The organism is Caballeronia sp. EK (assembly GCF_014384845.1).
In the GTDB taxonomy this organism is placed as follows: Bacteria; Pseudomonadota; Gammaproteobacteria; order Burkholderiales; family Burkholderiaceae; genus Caballeronia; species Caballeronia jiangsuensis.
In genome coordinates, this window is the sequence record NZ_JACSUE010000007.1 from 93250 (window position 1) to 115676 (window position 22427).

Below are 22427 nucleotides of genomic sequence, written 5' to 3' on the forward strand. Positions count from 1 at the left end.
GGCACGCCTGAGCAGCAGGGCGTGCCGCATCGCGACGATCAACGCGGCGCGTTGAGCGTCAGCTTCATGTGCCGGTTGACGTCCTTGTACAGCAGATAGCGGAAGCGGCTCGGCCCGCCCGCATAACACGCTTGCGGACAGAATGCGCGCAGCCACATGAAGTCGCCTGCTTCCACTTCGACCCAGTCCTGATTCAGCCGATACACCGCCTTGCCTTCCAGCACGTAGAGACCGTGTTCCATCACGTGCGTTTCCGCGAACGGGATGACGCCGCCGGGCTGGAACGTGACGATGTTCACGTGCATGTCGTGACGCATGTCGCTGGAATCGACGAAGCGCGTCGTCACCCAGCGTCCTTCGGTGCCGGGCATGGCGATCGGCTCGATGTCCTGCTCGTTCGTCACGAAGGCTTCGGGAAGCGGCACGCCATCCACGGCTTCATAGTGCTTGCGGACCCAGTGGAAGCGGGCAGTATCCTTATGACGATTGCGCAACTGCCAGTTCGTGCCAGGCGGAATGAACGCATAGCCGCCGGTCTTCAGCACGTGCAACTTGCCTTGCAGCGTCACTTCGATTTCGCCTTCGACGACGAACAGCACGCCTTCCGCGTTCGGGTCCTGTTCAGGCTTTTCGCTGCCGCCGCCGGACGCCACTTCCATGATGTATTGCGAGAACGTCTCGGCAAACCCGGTCAGAGGCCGCGCCAGCACCCAGAGACGCGTCTTGTCCCAGAACGGCAGATGACTCGTGACGATATCGCGCATCACGCCTTTGGGGATGACGGCATACGCTTCGGTGAACATCGCGCGATCGGTCAGCAGCTCTGTCTGCGGTGGATGACCGCCGTGAGGCGCGTAGTAGGTATTCGTTGACATACGTAAGTCTCCGTTGATGTTCACGCCGCCGTGCTGATCGCGACGCCGTGGTGGTGTCCGGCTAGACCGGACTCGAATTGCAGTCGGGACGTATCGCCCCAGAACTTTCCGCTGCGCACGATCGTGCGCTCCGCCGGCACGGCCGCGACGGCTGCGGCCGCATTGGCCGCCTTCATGATGACGAACGTCGCGTCGTGACCGGCCTTCAAACCGTAAGCGTCGTGCCCGAGCACCGCGGCGCCGGCGTCGGTCGACATGTGCAGCGCGACGCGCAGTTCATCATCAGTATAGAAACCTGAGCGATAACCGATCAGCATCGCGCGTTGCAGCATGTCGCCATTGCCGTACGGCCACCATGCATCCTGGATGTTGTCGTTGCCGGTGAAGACGCGCACGCCTGCCGCGCGCAATCGCAGGATCGGCGGGAACGCGCGATCGCCGGGGGCGTTGGTCATGATCGATACGCCTGCATCCGCGAGCGCCGACGCGACACGGTCGACCACGTCGGGCGCGACATCGCCCAAAGCGTAGGCGTGGCTGACGGTCACGCGGCCATGCAGTCCGGATGCCTTCGTGCGCGCGGCGATCCGGTGCAATTGGTCGATCCCTTGCTGATCGGCTTCGTGCAGATGGATATCGATTTTCACGCCACGCTTTTCGGCGATGCCGAAGACGATATCGAGCTGGCCGTCGGCGTCGCCGTCGAGTGTCGTCGGATCGATGCCGCCGACGACCTGAGCGCCTTCACGCGCCGCTGCATCGAGAATGTCCGCGGTGCCCGGACAGGACACGACGCCCGCCTGGGGAAACGCGACGAGTTCGATATCGACGAGGCCGCGCCATTTTTCGCGCGCTTCCATGACGGCGTGGAGATTCGTGAGACCCGTGGTGGCGTCGACATCGACATGACTGCGCATGGCAATGGTGCCGAACGATGCGGCCTGACGAATCAGCGCGTCCGCGCGCTCGGCGATGGGACGTGCGCGCGCGAGTTCCTGTTTTTCGATGGCGAGACGCTCGCGCAGGCTCGCGGCGGAGCGATGAGGGCGCCAGCCATCGCCCACGAAGCTCTTGTCGAGATGGATGTGGCCATCGACGAAGCCGGGCAGGACGAGATGGCCTTTGAGATCGATGACTTCTTCGGCGCGCGCTTCGATGCGTTGCGAGCCGATGCTGGCGAAGCGGCCGTCTTTTACCGCGAGATTCAATGGATTGCCATCGGCGTCGATGGCATTGACGAAGACGCGGTCGAACATGCTTGTGCCTCAGTGATTCGGGACCTTTTCAACGCGTCCTGAACCGGTTGCGGCGTTGGGTTGTGGGTCCTCGGTGGGGTGGACCTGTACAAAATATCGGAGACGGGTGATATCGACAAATTAAATGTTTGAATGTGGGGTATTTGATTTTTGAATGGATTTTGGAAATGCCGCTTTCAGACAAACCTCGTTGGCTTATCACTTCACCTTTGGCATTCTCATTTCCTCGGCGGATAACAATAAGTTAGCCGAATTAAACCTGTTCATTCGAGAAGGATGTGAGTGATGCCGATTCCGGCTTATATGTGGCTCAAGGACGACGGTGGTTCAGCCATTAAAGGCAGCGTTACGGTGCAGGGACGAGAGGGGAGTGTCGAGATTATTGGCTTCGGTCACGGACTAACGCTTCCAGTCGACGGCAACGCCGGCAAGATCACCGGCACGCGCATTCACGCGCCGATGGCAATCGAGAAGGAGTTCGATGCCGCCAGTCCGTATCTCTATCAAGCCGTTGCTAAAGGGCAGACGCTTGAAAGTGCCGAAATCAAGTTCTATCGCATCAACGACGCCGGGCGCGAAGAGAATTACTTCACGATACTGCTTGAGGGCGTGAAGGTCGCGGGTGTCAATTCCGGTTTCGCAAACACGAAGATCGCAAGCCTGAGCCAACTGAATCACACGGAATCAGTGTCGCTCATGTATGACAACATCACCTGGCACTACCTGGACGGCAACATCCGATTCTCCGACGCGTGGACAGAGCGCTAAGCGCGGGAGAACGAAAATGGCTCTGCAGGGTAGATTCGTGGTTGACAATGCGCCGACGTTGACCCTTGTGATGGCGGGTGTCGGTGCATTTCTCGCGTTTTCCGGCAATGATAGTTACCGGAACCGTGGAGGCTGCACCGCAGTGGCCGGAGCAGGGCCGATCCCGGCCGGCAAATACTGGATTGTGGACCGTCCGACTGGCGGGATCAAATCTCAAATGCAAGCGTGGCTAAAGGACTCTTGGAATTCTGCAACTGGCAATCCATCTCACCACTACGAATGGTTCGCCCTTTACCGCGACGACGGACTAATCGACGATTGGACTTGGATAGATGGAGTCGAGCGAGGTAACTTCCGTCTTCATCCGATTGGTGGGCAGGGCGTTTCATTCGGGTGCATCACGTTGAAGAGCGTGGCGGATTTTCAAAGACTTCGACAGATGCTTTTACAGACAGCAACAATCGCGGCGGGTACGTCCGGCCTTCGCGCGTATGGCTGGATTGAGGTGATCACGGTTGGCGACACTTGTCCGTAAGTTATTCAAGATAGCGCTGTTCATCGGCCTGTTCTTCCTGGCGGTGCGTTACGTGCATACGTACCCGCTGCCAATGACTGAACCGCAGCAGCATGTGCTCTTCGTAATTTCCGATGCCTTTGGCGTCGAGGATGTGGAGATGCTCTATATATTGTCGATGACGGCAATCGATCTGATGGTGGCCATCATCGCTTACAAGGTCATATTGAAACTCTGGCGGCGCTACCGGATGCGTCGCGGGTCCGTGCGTGTCTGACGATGAAGGGCACGGCTTGTGCGGGAGTTCGTGAATCGACGATTATTGTCGTGTCAAAAAGTGTGATCATAAAGATTATGTCAATTTATAAAATTCCATAAAGCTCGGTGCAAACGCGATACGGACGATCACGGCGCATCGCCAGGCCGGTGATCGACACGCAATCCGAGCGCGTCGAGATAGATGCCCATCGACCGCTGGACCGATTCGGCGATCAACCGGGAAATGCCCGCATAGTCGTTGCTCACGCAAGCCTCGTCCAGCGAACCGCAATACGCCGCGCGATCTTCGTTCCGGATAACGGCCGGGGGATAACCGGATTTCATCAACTCGACATTTAAGAGCAGGCGCCCCGTTCTGCCGTTTCCGTCCATAAATGGATGGATCTTGACGAACCGCGTATGAAGCTCGGCGGCCCGCGCGACAGGATGCATATGCTCCCCGCTCGCATGCCACTCGATGAGCGCGGCCAATTCGGCCGGCAGATCCAGAAAATCCGGCGGAGTCGTACGCGCGCCGGCTATCGTTACATTCACATGTCGATAGCGGCAGGCTTCCTCACCGACGCGGCCTTTCAACACCACGTTGTGGATGTTCCGGATCTGCCACGCGGACAAGGGCTCATTCTTCGCGACGATCGTATCGAGATAACGCATCGCGCCGCGACGGCCCATCGTTTCGCAGTGCTGCGGCAGCGATTTGCCGTCCATCGTCATGCTGTCGAGCACGATCTGAGTCTCGTGCTGCGAGCGTGTGTGGTGCTCGATTGCACGCGCATCAGGCGTCCATTCCAGTCTCAGCCTTTTACGCAGCGAAGCCAGAGCCGGAGGCGAAAGCGGACGCACCGCGTCCAGTTTCGCTTTGTCGGCATCGATCGCTTCGAGCATCCGTTGCAGAGACGAATCCATGACTCCGATCCGATGTCGCCGGGAATCGCGGTGAACGTTCCGGCTTGCGTCGACTGGCCGTGCGAATCGAGGAAGCGCTCATCCGTACAGCGGCGATTCTCAGTCATCCTTAAGTTTTTAAACGCTTCTGAAAAACGGCACCCGGAACCACTGACGGACTCAGCCTCGGCGCGGTGACTGGGAACACGAATCGCCGCGCCGGCTGCGCTCAGTCCCTGCTTGGGAAGATGCCGTTTATGCAGATTGCAAAGTTCATCGGCGGATAAGGCTTTCCGTTTGCGTCGCCACCGGCCACCGGCATTGGCGTTATATTGGGCAACTGGAACGTCGTTGCCCCATCCCCACCGTAGAAATTGCCAATCAATGCAAACAGCGCCTGGAATTGCGCGATGTGCAGCGTCTGGCCCTGACACAGCATCCAGCCCTTGGGTGCCCAGCCGAAGCTGAACATGCGGATTTCACCGATATACGCGTCTCCCATTGAACTTCTCCTTGGTTGTCATCGATCGAAGGAACGACACCTGCTCCAGGCTGCTCCTGGCCCTACACGGACGTTACTGTTCGATTTGCCACGCAAGTACCGGCTGACAATCCAGTTGAGGTCGGCACCGGTGTTCGGGAGCCAAGGCGGCCTGTCGCTTCTCCCGTTACCTCGATATTCCAGAGACGTTGTCGAAGATCGTGAGACCATTATAGGCCGCTCGATTGTTCGGAAATTTTTCGGTGACGCGAGCGTACGCATCAGGCAGGGACGAACTTCGCCATTACCATCGACCTTGCTAGACTCAGGTTCTAGAAGCGGTTTCCCCTTGCCGTGGAAAGGTAAGGAGGAAAGCGCGGGCGCTGATCGGCACGAAGCGCACGGTTCGAAATCGAACGCCGAACAGGAGAGTTGTTTCGTGAAGAACTGCCTTCTCTGCGTGCTGTCCTTCATGTGGGCTAGCGCGGCCTGCGCCGCCGCTCCTCTCTGCTTCCCGGTCGGGACGACCATGACGCTTCGCGGCACGCCCGTGCAGGACGTCATGGAAACGGACGGCGGCTCCCGACAACCCGTATCGCTGCTGGCGATGGACCCACCGCTGTGCGTGATCGACAAGCGTTATTCTCAAGACGCGCAAGGTCGGGTCATGGTCCCCCGGGTACTCATCATCGGGCCACCGCTTCCGACCGGCGTGACGCTCTCGGTCACCGGCACGCTGATGCGACGCAGCGCACCGCCCTACTACATGGTGCCGACCGCAGCCTGGGTCGTTCCGCCCACGATGGTTCCACCGCGCCAATAGGGGCTTCGCGGCGACACACGCGGCGCATCGGCCAGCTTATCCGCAAATGAGATTGCGAGCCAGGCGTCAGTTCACGCACTTCAACTCGCCTTCAGGCCGCGCGGCAAGCGGCATAACCGCTACTGGCGAAGGTTAGCCATTGTCGCCTGCATGATCGCAATCACCCTATGCTCGTCCCCGACTCCGGAAAACGCACGGACTTCACCCGTGCACACGGTAAGGGTCTTGCCCGCGTTCTGTACTCGTCCGATAGCCAGAAAGCGCTCGCCAACAGCTGGCCGCAAGAGATTAATCTTGAACTCTGCTGTGACCACATCAAAATCAGGCGCTAACTTCGTCAGCGCTGCATATCCGCATGCGCTGTCTAGAATGCTCGACGTAGCGCCCGCATGAAGATAGCCTTGTTGCTGAGATAGATGACTTGAAAATGGCAGGCCGATGTGCACTTCCCCGTCTTCAACGAGGAGAAGCTGTGCGCCGAGTGTCAGCATTAAGCCCTGCGCGTTGAAGCTGTTGGCAATTCGCGTGTGAAGATCGGCCATTGTCGTCGGTAGAAAAGTGGTTCGATGAACAGCGACTCAGCGACACTCAAATGATATCGACTGCTCAGGCACGGAGAACAGTCCTCGGATTCGACAGGCACTTCGCATAATTGGCGGTGTACGTCGATATCAACGAAGCCGTGAAGCTGCTACAGCCACGTGCCGAGCCCTTCAGCAGATTGAAGCTGCCAGCAGCAACTCGCGACAAGCTGCGATCTTGCGTGCCCAGTCGTCGATCATTGCGGCGAAGCGCTCGCCTTCGTAACCTTCGAGCGCCTGTTCGCCCGCAGCGTTCAGCGCTGTGAGCTCGTAGCTTACCCATACTTCGGTGCGCGCCTCGTCGAGTGCGACACAACGCACCTCGACAAGACCGGTGCGCGAGGCCGGCGTGCAGCGCGAATAGCATGATCGGTGTGCCTTGCGGTCGAAGTCAGTCAGGGTCCAGATGGTCAGCTCATCGCCGTGACCGGTGGTGAACACCATACCGGACTCTGTGCGGCCGTCGCGGGGATAGACGTAGACTGGCGTCCAACCGTCGACCCAAAGCTCCTCGCCGGCCGGCGTGAAGAACATGAAGGCCTGGTCGATCGCAGCGTCGACCACGATCCTGTGGCTGGCGTTCAGCCGGTGCGTCATGGCTTGATCCTCCGATGGTCATACGATGAGCTGGCCAAGCTGCCATAACCCGAGTCCAGCCAGCAGCGCGGCAGAGCACAGATTGACGGCGCGTTGCCAACGTTCGTCGAAGCGGTTGCGCAACCGACCCACACCGGCCGACAGGATCAACCACCATAGCGCCGAGCCCACCAGCACGCCGACGACCATCACCCAAGGCGATGCCGAGGGCGAACGGCCTGCCAGTGCACCGAACACGGCCATGAACGAAAGGATGGTTGTCGGGTTCGACATCGTCAGCACGAACGTGCCGGCCATATAGCGCAGTAGCGTGCTGGTCGGCTGCGAGGCATTCATGCTGCGCACTGCCGGCTTCGTGGCGATGCGCCAGGCAAGCCACAGCAGAAAGCCGCCACCGAACAGGCCGAGCCATAGCCTCAGGCTCAGCAACCAGCCGATCAATCCGGTGACGCCAAACGCGCCGATGGCGCCGTATACCGCGTCGGCGAGTGCCGCCCCCAATCCAGTGGCGAGCCCCGCAGGGCGGCCATGATCCAGCGTGCGCTGGATGGCCAGCAATCCAATCTGCCCGACCGGCGCAGCGATCGACAGCCCGATCAGTAGCGATTGGCCGAACAGCACGGGGATGGGTGACGACAGAATGAGATCCATGTCGAAGATTATCCGACGGCATCGAAGGCTTGCACAGAATAAAACACCAACCGAAAATCCAGTTCATCTTCGATTTTTCAGGTGGAAGCCCGTCATGACCGAAGCACTTCAACTCGACGCCAAAGCCTGGGCGCTTCTGATGGCGCTACAGGAGGATGGGCGCGCGCCCTTGAAGGCCCTGGCCCTTGCCGCGGGTTTGTCGGTGCCTGCAACGGTGGAACGACTCAAGCGCCTGAAGGACGCCGGCGTGGTGCGCTCTGTAGGCGCCGACCTGGATCCCGTGCAGCTCGGCTATGCCGTACGCGCCATTGTCGGCATCACCGTGCAGCAGCCCGGCAAAAAGACGTTTCTCGACAAGCTGCGCCGCGCGCCCGAGGTGCTGGAATGCCATCACGTCGCCGGCGCCGATTCCTACATCGTGACCGTGGTATCTCCGAGCCTCGAACAGCTGGAGCGCTTTCTCGCCACCATCAACAGCTACGGTGAGACGCGGACCTCGATCGTCTTCTCCACCCCCATTCCGCGTCGCGGTCTGGTGGCGCCGGGTGCGTCGCGCTAGACGCGTTCGACGCTGTCGGCGAGCGCGCGCAACAAGGCCGCGCCATCGCCGTGCCAGGCGCTGCCGTGCATGCAGGCCAGCGTTGTCGGCTGCAATGCAGCAAGGCGTTCAAGCATTGAGCGGGCGTTCCTGGTGTGTGAGAAGTAATCCATCTCGTGACGGAACGCCTCGCTGGGTTCGAGGATATCGCCCTCGGTAAGCGGCGGGAGGTGCGAACCGCCTTGGGTGAACAAGTCGCCACAGAGCAGCGTCGCCGACGCGGTCTCCATGAGAAAGCCGCATTCCCACGCGTGCGGTAGATGCGGCGTATCGAGCCAGCGCACGCTGTGCCGCCCGAGCGAAATCGTCTCGTCATCATCCATCGCGCGTGGCGGCCGGTCGGCATAATCGCTGACCGAGACCATGGCCGCGACCTGGCCGCACAACGGCTCCGCATGCGGCGCGGCCGCGAGAAACTCGTTGAGCGCGCCGCATTCGTCGGACTCGAAATGAGAGAAGCCGATATAGCGCAGACGATCGATCGATATGATGCGTTCGACTGCTTCACGCACGACCGGAAACAGCCTGCGCAGACCGGTATGGAATAGCAGGGGCTCGTCGTCGTCGATCAGATACTGGTTGAACGAAAAGCCACCGCCACCGGGGATCTCGACCGGCGTGGAGATGCGATAGATGCGTTCCGCAATCTCGTCGATGGTTGTACCGCTCGAAAGGGATAGGGTCGGCATGATGCGCTCCTTTCTTGGACAACTTACGTAATCCAGGCTCGGTCAGATCGTCGATGCACGTGCGCCGATTTTCGGCGATCCGGGTATCGATGTCCATTGCTTCTCGATCGATCACCGGCGGCGAGGCCACATCGTATTACACCAATGGAGCCGCAAGCCCTTCCGTTTCGATCACGCGCTGGATCGCAGCTCGCGCTAGCATCCGTTGCAAATACTGACCGAGCAGTGGCCATTCGCGCGCGGGTTTCGTGAAACCCCTCGTCCACCGGCAGAGCATGAATGCGTAGGGATCGAGCATCGTATATTGGCTCCCCAGTAACCAGGGGCCTTCGCTCGATTGAAGTTGCGACTCCAGTTGTTCAAGCAATATGCCGATCTTCAATTCAGCATGAGTCTGCACTTGCTTCGCGCTCGGCGCGTTGCCGGCATCCACCCAACGCTCGGGATAAAAATAGACGATCAACGCTGCTTGCAGTGTGTTCGTCAACCACATGAGCCACTTGTAAAACTCGGCCCGCTCTGTCGTTGCCAGTGCGGGCGCCATGCCGCTTCCTGGATGCGTGTCGGCCAGATGCAGGCAAATGGCAGCCGTCTCGTACAGCACCATGTCGCCATCAACCAATACGGGAATCAATCCGTTGGGATTCAGTCTTAGATAGTCTGCCGACTTATGCTCATCCTGCGTGCGATCTACAAGTACTAACTCGAAAGGCTGGCCGATTTCTTCCAGAACGATGTGGGGGGCCATGCTTGCGTTGCTGGGGTAATAGAAGAGTTTTTTGGCGGTCATGTTTAACGTCGATTGCTTATGCCAAGGGCAATTGTTGACGATTTACGCGCCTATGTCGATTGGCTGCTTATGGCTCGTCCCTCGCCGACGTCCTTTCTAACTCCCGCATCGCGACCTTAGCCGATTGTCGGATTCACCACCGAGACGTTCGGGCCTGACGGCATCCAGTCGCCCAGATACCAGTTCTCCTTCCACACCGGATTCGTGCTCGTGATCGCGCCCGTCACGATGTAGCCGCTCGGTTCCAGGCCGCCGACACTGAACGGACCATCGGTCTGACTGTTGTCGATATGGTTCGTGATCTGAATATCGACGGTCTTGGCGACCGGTCCCGCGAGCGATCCCAGATCGATCTGGATGCCCGGGCCCGCGCAGCCCAGCGTCTTCGGGCTGACGATCCTGATCGCCCGGAACACCGCCGTGTTGTCATTCGGCTCGATATCGAGCCCCGCCTGCGGCGCCGTTCCGCCTATGTTCTGCCAGACAGGATGGTCGAAGGTGATGGTGTCGCCCGAAATGATCGTCACACCCTGGCGACGACAGCCGTCCGCGAGATGATTGGTGATCGTCACGGCCTTGCTCGTCACACCATCCTCGATATAGCTGTTCGCGATGTAAATGCCGTCGCCCCAGCAGTCGATGGTCGTCGGCGACGTAATCGTGACATTCGAGCTGCCGGCGATCGAGATGCCCATACCCCACTCCCCCGACGTAGCCGCATTGAGCGACTTGCTGCCGTCGAGGTACGGCGACTCGATGTTCACGTTGCTCACGTCCCAAATGCGCATCATCTGATACGAATCGGTATTGTGAGCCAGCAGCTTGATCGAAGCGCCCTGCGCGAAGCGTATGTGGGTGTTCGAGCGCAGCGTGAGGCCCGTGGTATCGATCCGGCTTTGCCCGGTGATCAGGAGAATCTGCCCGACCGATCCGTCGATCGCGGCCTGCAGTGCAACGCGATCGTTCGTGGTTCCGTCGCCCTTCACGCCGAAGGACGTGTCGATGAGGACGCCGTTCGGGCCGGTGTCGCTTACGCCGTGAGTGCCGCTGGCCATGCCTGGACTGGCATCGCTCGCGCTCTGCGAACCGGCGGCCGTACTTGGCGTGGGTTCGCTCGTGTCTTGCGAGCCGGTGCTCGTGCTCGTGCTCGTGTTCGGGCTCGTCTTGGTCGACGAATCGGCCGCATTCGACGAATTCGCGCCGCCGCCTCCACAAGCGGACAGCGCAAGGGAGCCAGCGCCGAAGACGAGCGTCGAAAGGAATTTGCGACGCATCGCGCTGGGAATATCGGAGCGAGTCGAGGCCATGAAAAATTCCCTCGAATGACAAGTGCGCGACCGGGCGGAGTCGGATTGATTTGCGCCTCAGGAAGATGAAGCGACAGGCGACGAGCGATTCGCTTCGGCGCTTGCTTGGTTTACGGCGCGAAGAGCAAAGTCCTTAGTGAAAAGGCCGTGGGAGCGTCGATTTTCCCCGTCGCGGTCCGCGATGGATCGGCAACGGAAGGTACGTTGTGGTATCTGAAGCTACACATGGCTGTGGTGCTTGTCGCGCGAGCAAAGCTTCAAGACTGGCGTTCGCTATCCAAACGCGCGACCAGCGCTTCACATAGACACACTGAGACGGACGACTGCTCAAGCGTGCCGAGCTTAGCCGCACGACGGGAGAGTTCCGATATGCGCCCTGCCAAGTCCAATACCGTTGCGCTGCTGAGCCTCGCCAACCCGAGATGGCCGATCGCCTTCCGCGCAGCATTGAGCCTCGGCATCCCGCTATTGCTTTCGTGGCTGATCAATGGCGACCTCTCCGCCGGGCTTGTTGCGACGCTGGGTTCATTCACGTCGCTCTATGCATCGGATCGGCCCTATCGTAATCGTGCGCTCGTGCTTGCCGGTATCGCGATAACTTTCGCCGCAGCGGTGACGGCCGGCGTCGCGGTACAAGGTCTGCCGCATGCAGCGGTTCCGTTGGTCGTCGGCATCGCGATGCTTGCAAGCTTTTTCTCGGCTTCGTTGAAGATCGGTCCCCCAGGCGCCTATATGATCGTTCTCGCCTGCGCCGCCGCGACCGCGATGCCCGTGACCAGTCTTCCCCTGAGCCATGTTTTTCTTCTCATTCTCGCCGGAGGCGCGATCTCATGGCTAACCCACATGGCCGGCGCGTTGGTCGCGCCGAGAGGTCCGGAACGCGCCGCGCTCGTGAATGCAGCGAATGCCACTGCGCACCTGCTCGCGACGGCCGATGAACCCGCGCGGGAGATCGCACGCCACTCGGCTGCACTTGCCTTGCATGAAATGTGGATTGCACTGGTGAACCGTCAACCCAGGGATGTTCCAGACGACGGGACAATAACTACGCTCCGTGCTCTCGGGCTCGAGTTGCATCTGATCTTTGCCCGTTGCAACTGCTCGCGTGACGGAACCGCCGAGCAAGACCGTGTCCGACAGATCGCTTCCCTGGCGTGCACGCAAACGACCCTCGATACCACCATGTCACGCCTTCCACTAGGACAGCTTCGCGCGGTGGAGCGAATCGCAAGGGACGCGCGCTTTGGAACGAGGGCATGGAACATCGCGTTGCGGGTCGGCATTGCAGTGGCGATTGCAGGCTCGCTGGGCGAAATGCTCGGGCTCACGCGCGCTTATTGGGCAATGGCCGCCGCCACGCTAGTACTGCATCAGGGGTTGAATCTTCAGGCGTCTTTGCGAAGAAGCATCGATCGAACCGTAGGCACGCTCGTCGGTATCGGCCTTGCGGCACTCGTGCTCGTCCTGCATCCCACCGGGCTGTCGCTCATTGCGACGCTCATGGCGCTGCAGTTCATCGTCGAACTGCTAGTGGTGCGCAAGTATGCTTTTGCCGTCATATTCGTGACCGCGATAGCCCTCACGATCGCGACGGGCGGTCATGCGATCAAAAACCCTGAAGCACTGTTGATCGCGCGCGGCGTCGATACTCTGGTCGGTTGTGCAGTGGGTCTACTCGTGTGTGCTGCGTCAAACATCGGAGGGCGTACGCGATCATCGCTCGCCGCGATGCTTTCGCTGATTGCATGCATGCGTCCCGTGCTGGGCTACCTTCAGACAGCAACAGTTACAAGCGACGAAGCCTTGCGTTCGCGCCAAAGTTTGCAGGACGAAGCATTCTCGGTAATGATCGCGCTGGACGTGCATCCGGAGATCGAATCCGTTGTCATGCGCGCGCAAGAACTGGCGTATCTGATTTCCGGTGCGGCGTGGCTCGTGCAAATGCGCGAAATCGAACCGGCACGCATTCAATGTACGGAACTGCAACGCACCGACACCATTCTGGCCGCGATTCTCACTGACCCACCTGCCACGCTCGATGAGTCGGTCAGTATTGAACTTGCGCGTGCCGCCGAGTCTATCGAAGCATGGCTGGACAACGAGACGAAGCGATACTCCTCTTGAACGTTCCGTTCATATCGGGCGCGCGTCATCTCTATCTTCCCGACCGCACGGCACTCATACAGTACAGCGACCGCGGGCGACATCGGAAGCGTCATGGCAAGCGCATAACGGCCGGCGTCGACAACGAGTTCCTGCGCGAGCGAACTCTGTGTCAACTCACCCATAGCGTCTCCAAAGCAAAATGCAGTCTTTAGCTGGCGCTTTCAACTGCACCCGACACGAGCATTCGCTTGACGATAAGCGCAAGCGGAACAGTGAAACAGAAATGAGACATGAAGCCGCCAATGATGACGATCGGGTCCAGATAGTTCGGGTGATTGTCCGACGCGATCGCGATGGCGACGTGCATCACAATCCAGGCGAAGATTGCGTAAAAGAGCGCGACGAAAGTGGCCTCATAGCCACGTCGACGGAAGTACGGCCATATCGCGGCGAACAACACGCCCCAACCGATTGCGAAGACAAAATGAATCGCGGTGCCGATGACGTAGGCCCAGATGCCGATCGATTCTTGAAAAGCCTTACCAAAAACTAGCCCTGTCGCGTTCCGGGGAATGCCGGCGAGCGGCATGAGGTGCTGCACGCCCACCCAGATCAGCGCTTCGTAGATCCAGATAACAATCGCGCCCGCCAATCCACCCGCCGCACCGGCGTGGATGATGCGAGAAAGCGGTGGCCTGGCCGCCGCGTTATTTTGCGAACGTCGGTCCAGTTCCTTGCCTCTTACATCAATGTTACTGCTCATGTTCCATCTCCTTGGCTGCGCAGATTAATCCAGAACTCTCGTCATGCTAGAAAGAGCTCCGCACAGGCTGAAGACGGGGTTAACCAGATATTGGAACTCGAAGCGGAGTTTTCTGTCGCGATCCAGGCTGCTCGCATCGCTGAAGACCGAGTCTCGATAAGGCTCCGAAGCCGTATTGCGAACATCCGGAGCGTCAATGTCCGCGAACCCGGCTAGAAACATCGATAAATAAAACAGATGGCGAAGACAACGATTCGCAATGATCGAGCGTGCGAAAACCCAGCGTACCCCGGAGGGAATCTACTTCCCGCCAGGCTGGCAACGACGCTGGCGTCCGTGGCGTCGTTGATCTTCGCGGCGTCGATGCTTGCCACTTATCTTCTGGCAAGGCCGATCAGGCAATTCGCCGAAGAGCTTCGTCGGAGAGGAGGCGATCTGCGAGCCGGGCCCGTGCGTGAAGCGGGTCCAAAAGAGTTGCGTGCAGAACAACGCATTCAACGCGCTGCAGGCGCAACGCCGAAATTTCGTCGATGACCGCACGCCGATGCTCGCCGCCATTTCGCACGATCTTGCGGACGCCTCTGACCAAAATCCGCTTGCGAGGCGAGTTCATCGAAGACGAAGAACAGCGGCTGCGCCTCTTCCGCGACGTCGATGATCTGCAGGCAATGGCGGACTCTGCGCTCTCGTTGATCGAGGCTGTTTAAAGAAAGGCCGTCGAGATCCAGGGAATAAAAGCAATGGCTATCAGCCCGAGAAGCAGCATGCCCAGATAGATCCAGATCCGCCTGAGCCCCGCTTCCGGCGATACCTCTCCGATGATGCACGCCGCGTAATAACACAAGCCGAACGGCGGCGCGAAGACGCCGAGTCCCATCGCGAGCACGACGACCATCGCATAGTGCACCTCGTGGATGCCAAGCTGATGTGCGACCGGAAACAGCAGCGGCCCGAACAGGACGATGGCCGGAATGCCCTCCAGCACGCTGCCGAGCACGATGAACGCAACGATCGATACCAGCATGAAGCCGGCAGCACCGCCCGGAACCCTCGTCATCATGTTCGCAAGATCGTGCGAGAAGCCGGATTGCGTCAGCGCCCAGCCCATCGCACTCGCCGCCCCGACGATGAACAGAATCGCGCCGGACAATGCCGCCGTCTGCAGCAGCATCGGCATGATCGCTTTCCACTTGAGGCCGCCGCGATAGATCAGAAGGCCGATCACGAGCGAATACGCGATGCCGATCGTCGATACTTCCGTCGCCGTCGCGATGCCTTCGACAACCGCGCTGCGAATCAGAAACGGCAGCAGTAGCGCCGGCAGCGCGATGACGAACGTGCGGCGCACTTGCGACCACGGCGCCCTCACCGCGCCCGCGCGGCTCGCGTCCGTTTTTTCGTCGCGTCCCGCACGCCACCACGCGACGACACCGAGCACGAGAGCAAGTACGATCGCGGGCAGAATGCCCGCGGTAAAAAGCGCCGCAATCGAAATACCCGTCACCGACGCGATCGCGATCAGCACGAGCGACGGCGGAATCGTTTCGCTCATCGCACCGGACGCCGCGAGCAGCGATACCAGCTCGCCGTCCTTCATCCCGCGCTTGCGCATCTCGGGGAAAAGCACGGGCGCAACCGCCGCCATGTCGGCCGTCTTCGATCCGGAGATACCCGAGATCAGCAGCATCGCCCCGAGCAGCACATACGACATGCCGCCCCGAACATGACCGAGCAGCGAAGCGAGAAATGCGACCATCACGCGCGCCACGCCCGTCACATGCACGAGTTGCCCGAGCAGCACGAACATCGGCACGGCGAGCAGGATCAGCGTGCTCATGCCTTCATCCATGCGCCCGACCACGACGCTGAGCGGCGTCGACGTGGTCGTCAGTAAATAGGCGCTCGTCGCGAGCGAGAACGCGAAGGCGATCGGCACGCCGGCCATCACCGCCGTGCCGAGCACGCCGACAAAGAACACGAGCAGCGCGCCCTGCCCCATGTTCGTCAATGGCGCCTTGGCGAGATAGCAGCCGAGCGCGATCAGCAGGATGAGCCCCAGCGCACCGAGGATATGCCGCCGGTCATGCCGTGCAAGACGCAGGCCGCAACTGATCAATGCCGCCGCGCAGCCGAATGGAATCGCCAGTGCTCTCACCGAGCCCGACCAGCCGAGTGCCGGTGTTTCGACGAATGCCTGATCCTGCACATAGTCGAACGCGGGATGCATCACGAGCGCGAAGAAAGCCGCCGCCGCAGCGACCGCCAGTGTCTCGGCCCACGCTTGCGCGCGCGGCGTCATGTGCGATACGAAGAAGGTCAGGCGCATGTGACATGAACGCTGCACCGCGAGCGCACTGCCCAGCATTGCAAGCCACAGGAACAGGATGGACGCGAGTTCGTCCGACCAGATGAGCGGGTGATGAAACACCGCACGCGCCACGATGCCGACGAACAACAGCGCCACCTCGCCGACGACCGCCGCTGCCGCGAGCACCTCGATGCCACGGCGCAACCACCGTTCGATGCCGCTCTCGCCGTGATGATCGCGTACGAGCGATGGCCCAGGCACCTCCAGATTGTGTGCCGCGCTCATGATATTTTCCCCGTTACCGCTTCGAGGGCGCTCCAGGGACCGGCGCCGAACTTGTCGCGCCACTGCGCATAGAAGCCGGATTTCGTGAGCGCTGCGCGAAACGCGTCCCTGTCCGCAGGAACGAAGGTCAGGCCTTTACCGGAGAGCTGCGACTTCAGCGACGTGTTCAAGCGCGCGACATCCGCACGCTGCTCGACACTCGCACGGTCGAATTCGCGCCTCACGATCGTCTTGAGATCGTCGGGCAGTGCGTTGAATGCACGCGGGTTGCCGAGCAGCCAGAACGGATCCCAGATGTGATTGGTCTCGGCCACGTACTTTTGCACTTCATAGAGCTTGCCCGCTTCGATCGTGACGAGGCCGTTTTCCTGGCCGTCCACGAGATGCGTCTGCAACGCGGTGTAGAGCTCGTTGAAGTTGATCGACGTAGGGTTCGCCCCAAGCGTCTGGAAGAGCGACGTGAACATCGGCGAGACCGGCACGCGAATGCGGTATCCGCGCAAGTCGTCGGGTGCCTTGATGGGTTTCGTGGTGGACGTGATCTGCCGGAAGCCGTTGTCCGCCGCCTTCGAAACCGACACGAACCCGCTCTTGTCGATCTGCGCGCGAATGATCTTGCCGAGATCGCCATCGACGCCGCGCCAGACCTGATCGTAGTCCGAGAACGCGAAGCCGAGATTGGTGATGGCCGCGAGCGGGATCACCGTCGACGCGACCGAGCCCGAGATGTTGAGGAACTCGACAGCGCCCGAGCGCGTCTGCGATAGCAGGTCGGTGTCCGAGCCGAGTTGCGATGCAGGGAAGAAGCGGATCTCGAGCCTGCCGCTGCTCGCCTCGCGTATGCGGTCGATGGCTTCCTTGAGACGCGTATTGATCGGCTGATTAAGGGATTGCCCGGTAGCGAGCTTGTAGGTGAATTCGGCGGCGCGTGCGGGCCGGGTCCATATCGTTACCAGCGGAAGGGCTGCCGCAGCCTTCAACACCGCGCGTCGCGAAATGCGTCGCGGCGAGTTCGACGTGCTCATGATGCTGTCTCCTGTTATATGAACTTCCGTGTTCACGCGCCACTTGTCTGCATGGCGTCGCGGGCACGTGGTGACACTTGTTCGACTCTTGTCGAGGCGCCGCCGGTCCTGCGTGTGCAAAATATAAGAGGCTTGTTGGTGAAGGACAATTCAATTATTTTGCGCAAAGGTGTAGCCAATCTAAAGGGTGATCATGTATCTGCCATTGCGGGCCATCAGTGTTTTTCATGCTGCGGCGAGTTCGGGGAGCATCTCTCGCGCGGCCGCGGAGCTGAACGTCACACCATCGGCCGTCAGCCAGCAAATCCAGTCTCTGGAGACACATCTGGGCACGGCGTTGATGACGAAGGTCGGACGTGGTGTGGCATTGACCGAAGCAGGCGAACGCTACTTCGCGATGATTTCAGAAGAGATCGACCGCATCGCCGACGCGACTCAGCGTATACGCGGGTTGCGCTCCGTCACGCTCCTGACCGTGCGCGCGACGCCAACGCTGTCCACCAAGTTTCTCCTGCCGCGCCTGCGCTCGTTCCTCGACGGTCATCCCGATCTCGAAGTGCGTCTCAACGGCACCAATGAAATGACCGACTTCGCACAGGAATCCGTCGATATCGAGATCCGTCATGGCACCGGGCAATGGCCGGGCTTGTATGTCGAGCCGCTGACCGAGGAATCGTTTCTGCCGGTCTGCTCGCCCGCGTACTGCGCACCGTCGAGTCTCGATGCCGCCGACCTGCGGCGTAATCGGCTCATCTATTCGATCAAGTCGCAGGTCCAGTGGCCGCACTGGTTCTCGGTGGCGCACGCAGACCCGCTCGATCCGGGGCAGCGCGTGTTGTTTGACCGCAGCCATATGGCGATCGATGCCGCCGTCGACGGCATGGGCATCGCCCTAGAAAGCACGCTCATGATGTGGCGCGAGCTGCGCGACGGCACGTTGATCTGCCCTGTGCGCGAGCCTCCGGAGATCCGGCTGACGACGCAGTGGATCGTCTGTCCGTTCGAGCATCTGCACAAGAAGAAAGTGATCCTGTTCCTCGATTGGCTGCGCGCCGAGCGTGCCGCCTGGCAAGCCGCTTCTCAGCTTGCCGCCGCCCGCTGACGTTGAAGCCTGGCTAACAAATCGCCTCGGAAATGTTAATTGTTCTGGCTGAACCCCCTGACTACACTTGCTCGCAAGTAAGGCGCACCGCTGTCATGCCTTCGATCACGCCTCCCCGGCCACTCACCGCGCGCCGCGCTCGCGGCCACGATCCATAGTCTCGACCACAAAGGATTGCAAATGAATCTCTCCAGTCTGCTCCAGGCACGCAACGCTTCCGGGCGCCCCGTACGCGTCGGCCTGATCGGCGCCGGCAAGTTCGGCTCGATGGTGCTGTCGCAGGCACGTCATATCGAAGGGCTGCACGTGGTGGGCGTCGCCGATCTCGATGTCGGCAAGGCACGTGCATCGCTCGCGCGAGTCGGCTGGTCGGCCGAGCAATATGGCGCGCGCACGCTCGCCGATGCCATGAAGACCGGCGCCACCTGCGTTCTCGACGATGCCGCCGCACTCGCCGCCTGCGATGAGATCGAATGCATCATCGAGGCGACGGGCCATCCGATCGCCGGCGTGCGTCACGCACTCGCTGCGATCGAAGGCAACAAGCATGTGGTGATGGTCAACGTCGAGGCCGACGCGATGTGCGGCCCGCTGCTCGCCGCCCGCGCTCGCGAGCGCGGTCTCGTCTACAGCATGGCATACGGCGACCAGCCCGCGATCATCTGCGAACTGGTGGACTGGGTGCGCTCTTGCGGCTTCGAGCTGACCTCGGCCGGCAAGGGCATGAATTTCGAGCCGCGCTATCGCTATTCGACACCGGACACGGTATGGGGCTTCTTCGGCTGGACCGAGGAAGAAGTGGCCAAGGGCGACTTCAACCCGAAGATGTACAACTCGTTCACCGACGGCACCAAAGCCGCAATCGAAATGGCGGCGGTCGCGAACGGCACGGGCCTCGATTGCCCGGACAATGGCCTCGCCTTCCCTCCTGCCGGCCTGCATGATCTGGCGCGCGTCTTCCGGCCAGCGGAAGATGGCGGACGTCTTTCGCGCAGTGGTCTCGTGGACATCGCCGCGAGCCAGGAACCGGACGGACGCGAAGTGTTCAACAACATCCGCTACGGCGTGTTCGTCACGTTCAAGGCGCCAAACGAATACGCGCGTGCCTGCTTCAAGCAGTACGGCCTGCTCGTCGATCCGACCGGCTGGTATGGCTCGATGTGGCGCCCGTTCCACATGATCGGCCTCGAAACCAGCGTGAGCGTGCTGTCGGCCGTGCTTCGCGGCGAGGCGACGGGTTCGTCGAAGGAATTCCGCGGCGACGCCGTGGCGACCGCCAAGCGCGACCTCAAGCCAGGCGAGATGCTCGACGGCGAAGGCGGTTACGCGGTCTGGGCCAATGCGATCCCGGCATCGAAGAGCCTTGCCATAGGCGGCTTGCCGATCGGGCTCGCGCATAACGTCAGGCTCAAGCGCCCGGTCGCCAAGGACACCATCGTACGCTTCGAGGATGTCGAGCTCGAACGCGATCTCGATGTGGTCGCGCTGCGTCGCGAGATGGAGCAAAGTGCGCTCGGCAAGCCCGCAAAGGCGGCGTGAAGGACACACGTCATGGCATCGGATGGAGCATTTCAGCATGCATAGCGCAACGCAAGCCTTCGTGGTCGTCGCGGAGTTCGAAGTGAAGGCCGAGTGCGTTCGCGACTTCCTCGCGCTCGCACGCGACGACGCGCGGCACTCGCTCGCCGACGAGCCCGGTTGCCGGCAGTTCGACATCGTGCAGATCGAGGAAACGCCGGAGCGCGTCATGTTCTACGAGGTCTACGACGATCGCGCCGCGTTCGATGCGCACTTGCGGACGCCGCACCTCGACCGCTTCCGTGCCGGCTTTCCGGCGCTGATCGTGACGGAGCGCCCGGTGCGTTTCGGCTGGCGCGAGTTTGCATGATGCGCGCCGGCCTCGCGGTAGGCTTCATCGGCACGGGCATCATGGGCTCGCCGATGGCGCGGCGCATCGTCGGCGCCGGCTACCGGGTCGCGGCGTGGAACCGCACCCCGGACAAGGCGGCGCCGCTCGCGTCGGCGGGCATCGAGGTGGTCGGTCACGCAAGCGAAACTGCGCGCGATGCGGATGTCGTCATCTGCATGCTGAGCTCGGGCTCCGCGTGCGACGACATCCTGCTCGGCGACGACGGGATCATCGCCAGGATGCGTGCGGGCAGCGTGCTGATCGTGATGAGCTCGATTCCTGTCGATACCGCGCAGCGCCATGCGCGGGCCGCGGCGGAACGCGGCATCGGCTATCTCGACGCGCCCGTGTCCGGCGGCGAGAAAGGCGCGCAGGACGGCACGCTCGCGATCATGGCGGGCGGCGACGCGGAGGTATTCGAACGCGCGCGCGGCGTGCTACAGACGATGGGCCGTCCGACGCGCATCGGCCCGGCGGGCACGGGCCAGCTCGCGAAGCTCGTCAACCAGATGATGGTCGCGAGCACGATCGCCACCGTCGCCGAAGCGATGCTGCTCGCTGAACGCGGCGGCGCCGATCCCGCGCAGGTCCGCGCGGCGCTGCTCGGCGGATTCGCCGACTCGACGATCCTGCGGCAGCATGCTGCACGCATGATCGCGCGGGATTTCGAGCCGGGCGGCCCGGCCAAGTATCAAATCAAGGATACGAAGACGGCGCTCGGTTTTGCGCAGAGCGTGGGGCTGGAGTTGCCGGTGCTTGGGCTCGTCGACGGCCTCTTCACCGACATGGTCGAACACGGCGACGGTGAGCTGGATCACAGCGCCTTGATCCGCGAACTACGCAGGCGTAATGGCTTGCCGGTGTCGTGACGCTGGGAGCTCGTCGAGCGAACGCGTGCCTCACGCCTTTGCAGCGGCATATGGTGAGGCACTCGTCTAATCCCTACGCCAATCGCAGATCCCACAACACATCGAGTACATGTTGAGTGGCACGCTCGACGTGCCCTGCACGGTGTGCAATGCCCAGTCGACGCCACAACGCCGGACGCAGCGGACGCATGACGATGCGCTTGTCGGGTAAAGGCGTCGTGGCCTCGTGGGGCAAGAGCGCCGCGCCGTAACCTGCCGCCACCAGACTTTTGATCGCGTCGTTGTAGTTGAGCTGAATGCGCGGCGCAGGATGATGCCCCGCGGTCGCAAACCACTCCGTCGTCAGGCGCGAGAGACGCGTAGTCGCGTCATTGAGAATGAGAGGCCGAGCCGCGAGCCATTGAGGCGTTACACGAGCCGGGCATCGCCAATGTGCCGGCACGAAAGCCATTACGGGGTCGCGGCGCCAAGGCTTTATCACGAGTCCAGCCACTGGCGGCTGTGGCAGCGCGACCAGCCCGATATCCAGCGTCCCATCCGCCAATCGGGACAGCGTTTCTTGCGACGTGAGCACCGCAAGCTGAATATCGATCGCGGGATTGCGCTGGCGCAGCACCTCGAGCGCTTGCGGCAACAAGTACGCGATCACACCGGTCGACGCACCGAGCCGCACGCGCCCTTCGAGCCCCTGCACCTGGCGTTGGATATCGTCCAGCGCCTGCTCCGCATCGGCCAGCAGTCGACGCGCACGCTCCACCAGCACCTCTCCTATCGCCGACGGCTTTACCTGCCCGCGCTTCCGTGACAGGAGCGGCGCTCCAACGCGGTCTTCGAGTTCAGCGATATGGAGGCTGACCGTCGGAGGCGCGAGATTCAACGCGCGCGCTGCATCGGCAAATGAGCCACGCTCGGTAATCGCGATCAGAGTGCGCAAGCGGTCCAGGCTGATCTCTCGCATGTCGTCGT

At 61.2% G+C, this 22427-nt stretch carries 24 protein-coding genes; 10 read left to right on the plus strand and 14 right to left on the minus strand.

The genetic code is table 11. From position 1 onward, the window contains the following. Positions 1 to 38: 38 nt before the first annotated feature. Both IAG25_RS21835 and IAG25_RS21840 read right to left on the minus strand, forming a co-directional pair. On the minus strand, positions 39 to 875 hold the full coding sequence (locus tag IAG25_RS21835) for a bifunctional allantoicase/(S)-ureidoglycine aminohydrolase (protein ID WP_035503772.1): 837 nt from the start codon (positions 873 to 875) through the stop codon (positions 39 to 41). A gap of 20 nt (positions 876 to 895) precedes the next feature. Beyond that, the gene (locus tag IAG25_RS21840; protein WP_187606708.1) at positions 896 to 2131 is read right to left on the minus strand and encodes an amidohydrolase family protein; all 1236 of its coding nucleotides are present in this window, start codon (positions 2129 to 2131) and stop codon (positions 896 to 898) included. A 285-nt stretch (positions 2132 to 2416) separates the two neighbouring features. Here IAG25_RS21840 and tssD point away from each other — a divergent pair, with 285 nt between their 5' ends. From tssD to IAG25_RS21855, 3 genes are read left to right on the plus strand one after another with little or no spacing between them, the layout of a single operon-like run. After that, on the plus strand, positions 2417 to 2899 hold the full coding sequence (tssD, locus tag IAG25_RS21845) for a type VI secretion system tube protein TssD (protein WP_187606709.1): 483 nt from the start codon (positions 2417 to 2419) through the stop codon (positions 2897 to 2899). A gap of 16 nt (positions 2900 to 2915) precedes the next feature. Then, positions 2916 to 3434: a DUF2778 domain-containing protein gene (locus tag IAG25_RS21850; RefSeq protein ID WP_187606710.1), complete on the plus strand. Its 519-nt coding sequence runs from the start codon at positions 2916 to 2918 to the stop codon at positions 3432 to 3434. Then, a complete protein-coding gene (locus IAG25_RS21855) occupies positions 3415 to 3690 on the plus strand; it encodes a hypothetical protein (RefSeq protein ID WP_187606711.1) in 276 nt (91 codons plus the stop codon). The genes IAG25_RS21850 and IAG25_RS21855 overlap by 20 nt, the downstream gene beginning before the upstream one ends. A 128-nt stretch (positions 3691 to 3818) precedes the next feature. Here IAG25_RS21855 and IAG25_RS21860 read toward each other — a convergent pair whose 3' ends face one another. Beyond that, positions 3819 to 4577 carry a Fic family protein gene (locus IAG25_RS21860; protein ID WP_255503847.1) on the minus strand — a complete coding sequence of 253 codons (759 nt, stop codon included), beginning with the start codon at positions 4575 to 4577 and terminating at the stop codon, positions 3819 to 3821. 229 nt (positions 4578 to 4806) lie between these two features. Next, positions 4807 to 5079: a phage tail protein gene (locus tag IAG25_RS21865; RefSeq protein WP_029672539.1), complete on the minus strand. Its 273-nt coding sequence runs from the start codon at positions 5077 to 5079 to the stop codon at positions 4807 to 4809. Between the two features lie 418 nt (positions 5080 to 5497). Between IAG25_RS21865 and IAG25_RS21870 the strand changes: the two genes are divergently transcribed. Then, positions 5498 to 5881 carry a hypothetical protein gene (locus tag IAG25_RS21870; protein WP_309243954.1) on the plus strand — a complete coding sequence of 128 codons (384 nt, stop codon included), beginning with the start codon at positions 5498 to 5500 and terminating at the stop codon, positions 5879 to 5881. A 119-nt stretch (positions 5882 to 6000) separates the two neighbouring features. Here IAG25_RS21870 and IAG25_RS21875 read toward each other — a convergent pair whose 3' ends face one another. From IAG25_RS21875 to IAG25_RS21885, 3 genes are all read right to left on the minus strand, one after another. After that, positions 6001 to 6423, minus strand: a complete 423-nt coding sequence (locus IAG25_RS21875) for a PaaI family thioesterase (RefSeq protein WP_029672537.1) — start codon at positions 6421 to 6423, stop codon at positions 6001 to 6003. Positions 6424 to 6594: 171 nt separating this feature from the next. Continuing rightward, positions 6595 to 7059, minus strand: a complete 465-nt coding sequence (locus IAG25_RS21880) for an SRPBCC family protein (protein ID WP_187606713.1) — start codon at positions 7057 to 7059, stop codon at positions 6595 to 6597. An 18-nt stretch (positions 7060 to 7077) separates the two neighbouring features. Next, positions 7078 to 7710 (minus strand): LysE/ArgO family amino acid transporter, encoded by a 633-nt coding sequence (locus IAG25_RS21885; RefSeq protein ID WP_187606714.1) that lies wholly within the window; start codon positions 7708 to 7710, stop codon positions 7078 to 7080. Positions 7711 to 7804: 94 nt separating this feature from the next. Here IAG25_RS21885 and IAG25_RS21890 point away from each other — a divergent pair, with 94 nt between their 5' ends. Continuing rightward, positions 7805 to 8269, plus strand: a complete 465-nt coding sequence (locus tag IAG25_RS21890) for an Lrp/AsnC family transcriptional regulator (protein WP_187606715.1) — start codon at positions 7805 to 7807, stop codon at positions 8267 to 8269. Here the strand turns inward: IAG25_RS21890 and IAG25_RS21895 are convergent. The 3 genes from IAG25_RS21895 to IAG25_RS21905 all read right to left on the minus strand — a co-directional run bounded on the left by IAG25_RS21895 (position 8266) and on the right by IAG25_RS21905 (position 11094). Further along, on the minus strand, positions 8266 to 8997 hold the full coding sequence (locus IAG25_RS21895; RefSeq protein ID WP_187606716.1) for an MBL fold metallo-hydrolase: 732 nt from the start codon (positions 8995 to 8997) through the stop codon (positions 8266 to 8268). The two genes, IAG25_RS21890 and IAG25_RS21895, sit on opposite strands and share 4 nt — an antisense overlap. 136 nt (positions 8998 to 9133) lie before the next feature. Next, complete coding sequence (locus IAG25_RS21900; protein ID WP_187606717.1) at positions 9134 to 9787, minus strand: glutathione S-transferase family protein; 654 nt, start codon at positions 9785 to 9787, stop codon at positions 9134 to 9136. 116 nt (positions 9788 to 9903) lie between these two features. Next, positions 9904 to 11094: a right-handed parallel beta-helix repeat-containing protein gene (locus tag IAG25_RS21905; protein WP_187606718.1), complete on the minus strand. Its 1191-nt coding sequence runs from the start codon at positions 11092 to 11094 to the stop codon at positions 9904 to 9906. 369 nt (positions 11095 to 11463) lie between these two features. Between IAG25_RS21905 and IAG25_RS21910 the strand changes: the two genes are divergently transcribed. Continuing rightward, positions 11464 to 13218 carry an FUSC family protein gene (locus IAG25_RS21910; protein ID WP_187606719.1) on the plus strand — a complete coding sequence of 585 codons (1755 nt, stop codon included), beginning with the start codon at positions 11464 to 11466 and terminating at the stop codon, positions 13216 to 13218. 190 nt (positions 13219 to 13408) lie between these two features. Here the strand turns inward: IAG25_RS21910 and IAG25_RS21915 are convergent, their stop codons facing one another. The 3 genes from IAG25_RS21915 to IAG25_RS21925 form a co-directional block, all read right to left on the minus strand. Continuing rightward, positions 13409 to 13963 (minus strand): hypothetical protein, encoded by a 555-nt coding sequence (locus IAG25_RS21915; protein WP_187606720.1) that lies wholly within the window; start codon positions 13961 to 13963, stop codon positions 13409 to 13411. 703 nt (positions 13964 to 14666) lie between these two features. Further along, the gene (locus IAG25_RS21920) at positions 14667 to 16556 is read right to left on the minus strand and encodes a TRAP transporter large permease (protein ID WP_187606721.1); all 1890 of its coding nucleotides are present in this window, start codon (positions 16554 to 16556) and stop codon (positions 14667 to 14669) included. Next, the gene (locus IAG25_RS21925; protein WP_187606722.1) at positions 16553 to 17581 is read right to left on the minus strand and encodes a TRAP transporter substrate-binding protein; all 1029 of its coding nucleotides are present in this window, start codon (positions 17579 to 17581) and stop codon (positions 16553 to 16555) included. The genes IAG25_RS21920 and IAG25_RS21925 overlap by 4 nt, the downstream gene beginning before the upstream one ends. 193 nt (positions 17582 to 17774) lie before the next feature. Here IAG25_RS21925 and IAG25_RS21930 point away from each other — a divergent pair, with 193 nt between their 5' ends. The 4 genes from IAG25_RS21930 to IAG25_RS21945 all read left to right on the plus strand — a co-directional run bounded on the left by IAG25_RS21930 (position 17775) and on the right by IAG25_RS21945 (position 21461). Beyond that, entirely contained in the window at positions 17775 to 18683 is a 909-nt protein-coding gene (locus IAG25_RS21930) for a LysR substrate-binding domain-containing protein (RefSeq protein ID WP_187606723.1), read from the plus strand. Positions 18684 to 18863: 180 nt separating this feature from the next. Then, positions 18864 to 20222, plus strand: a complete 1359-nt coding sequence (locus IAG25_RS21935; protein WP_187606724.1) for an NAD(P)H-dependent oxidoreductase — start codon at positions 18864 to 18866, stop codon at positions 20220 to 20222. A 37-nt stretch (positions 20223 to 20259) separates the two neighbouring features. Next, positions 20260 to 20571, plus strand: coding sequence for a putative quinol monooxygenase (locus IAG25_RS21940; protein WP_187606725.1), 312 nt, complete (start codon positions 20260 to 20262; stop codon positions 20569 to 20571). Continuing rightward, entirely contained in the window at positions 20568 to 21461 is an 894-nt protein-coding gene (locus IAG25_RS21945; protein ID WP_222946603.1) for an NAD(P)-dependent oxidoreductase, read from the plus strand. Before IAG25_RS21940 ends, IAG25_RS21945 begins: the two co-directional genes overlap by 4 nt. A 73-nt stretch (positions 21462 to 21534) precedes the next feature. On the opposite strand, the gene IAG25_RS21950 is transcribed toward IAG25_RS21945, so the two are convergent. Then, on the minus strand, positions 21535 to 22419 hold the full coding sequence (locus IAG25_RS21950) for a LysR family transcriptional regulator (protein WP_187606726.1): 885 nt from the start codon (positions 22417 to 22419) through the stop codon (positions 21535 to 21537). Positions 22420 to 22427: the final 8 nt, after the last annotated feature.

What these genes read in the sequence shown, in the direction of transcription:
- IAG25_RS21835 (WP_035503772.1), bottom strand. Translation starts at nt 875, where the DNA reads ATGTCAACGAATACCTACTACGCGCCTCACGGCGGTCATCCACCGCAG.
- IAG25_RS21840 (WP_187606708.1), bottom strand. Translation starts at nt 2,131, where the DNA reads ATGTTCGACCGCGTCTTCGTCAATGCCATCGACGCCGATGGCAATCCA.
- tssD (WP_187606709.1), top strand. Translation starts at nt 2,417, where the DNA reads ATGCCGATTCCGGCTTATATGTGGCTCAAGGACGACGGTGGTTCAGCC.
- IAG25_RS21850 (WP_187606710.1), top strand. Translation starts at nt 2,916, where the DNA reads ATGGCTCTGCAGGGTAGATTCGTGGTTGACAATGCGCCGACGTTGACC.
- IAG25_RS21860 (WP_255503847.1), bottom strand. Translation starts at nt 4,577, where the DNA reads ATGCTCGAAGCGATCGATGCCGACAAAGCGAAACTGGACGCGGTGCGT.
- IAG25_RS21865 (WP_029672539.1), bottom strand. Translation starts at nt 5,079, where the DNA reads ATGGGAGACGCGTATATCGGTGAAATCCGCATGTTCAGCTTCGGCTGG.
- IAG25_RS21875 (WP_029672537.1), bottom strand. Translation starts at nt 6,423, where the DNA reads ATGGCCGATCTTCACACGCGAATTGCCAACAGCTTCAACGCGCAGGGC.
- IAG25_RS21880 (WP_187606713.1), bottom strand. Translation starts at nt 7,059, where the DNA reads ATGACGCACCGGCTGAACGCCAGCCACAGGATCGTGGTCGACGCTGCG.
- IAG25_RS21885 (WP_187606714.1), bottom strand. Translation starts at nt 7,710, where the DNA reads ATGGATCTCATTCTGTCGTCACCCATCCCCGTGCTGTTCGGCCAATCG.
- IAG25_RS21890 (WP_187606715.1), top strand. Translation starts at nt 7,805, where the DNA reads ATGACCGAAGCACTTCAACTCGACGCCAAAGCCTGGGCGCTTCTGATG.
- IAG25_RS21895 (WP_187606716.1), bottom strand. Translation starts at nt 8,997, where the DNA reads ATGCCGACCCTATCCCTTTCGAGCGGTACAACCATCGACGAGATTGCG.
- IAG25_RS21900 (WP_187606717.1), bottom strand. Translation starts at nt 9,787, where the DNA reads ATGACCGCCAAAAAACTCTTCTATTACCCCAGCAACGCAAGCATGGCC.
- IAG25_RS21905 (WP_187606718.1), bottom strand. Translation starts at nt 11,094, where the DNA reads ATGGCCTCGACTCGCTCCGATATTCCCAGCGCGATGCGTCGCAAATTC.
- IAG25_RS21910 (WP_187606719.1), top strand. Translation starts at nt 11,464, where the DNA reads ATGCGCCCTGCCAAGTCCAATACCGTTGCGCTGCTGAGCCTCGCCAAC.
- IAG25_RS21915 (WP_187606720.1), bottom strand. Translation starts at nt 13,963, where the DNA reads ATGAGCAGTAACATTGATGTAAGAGGCAAGGAACTGGACCGACGTTCG.
- IAG25_RS21920 (WP_187606721.1), bottom strand. Translation starts at nt 16,556, where the DNA reads ATGAGCGCGGCACACAATCTGGAGGTGCCTGGGCCATCGCTCGTACGC.
- IAG25_RS21925 (WP_187606722.1), bottom strand. Translation starts at nt 17,581, where the DNA reads ATGAGCACGTCGAACTCGCCGCGACGCATTTCGCGACGCGCGGTGTTG.
- IAG25_RS21930 (WP_187606723.1), top strand. Translation starts at nt 17,775, where the DNA reads ATGTATCTGCCATTGCGGGCCATCAGTGTTTTTCATGCTGCGGCGAGT.
- IAG25_RS21935 (WP_187606724.1), top strand. Translation starts at nt 18,864, where the DNA reads ATGAATCTCTCCAGTCTGCTCCAGGCACGCAACGCTTCCGGGCGCCCC.
- IAG25_RS21940 (WP_187606725.1), top strand. Translation starts at nt 20,260, where the DNA reads ATGCATAGCGCAACGCAAGCCTTCGTGGTCGTCGCGGAGTTCGAAGTG.
- IAG25_RS21945 (WP_222946603.1), top strand. Translation starts at nt 20,568, where the DNA reads ATGATGCGCGCCGGCCTCGCGGTAGGCTTCATCGGCACGGGCATCATG.
- IAG25_RS21950 (WP_187606726.1), bottom strand. Translation starts at nt 22,419, where the DNA reads ATGCGAGAGATCAGCCTGGACCGCTTGCGCACTCTGATCGCGATTACC.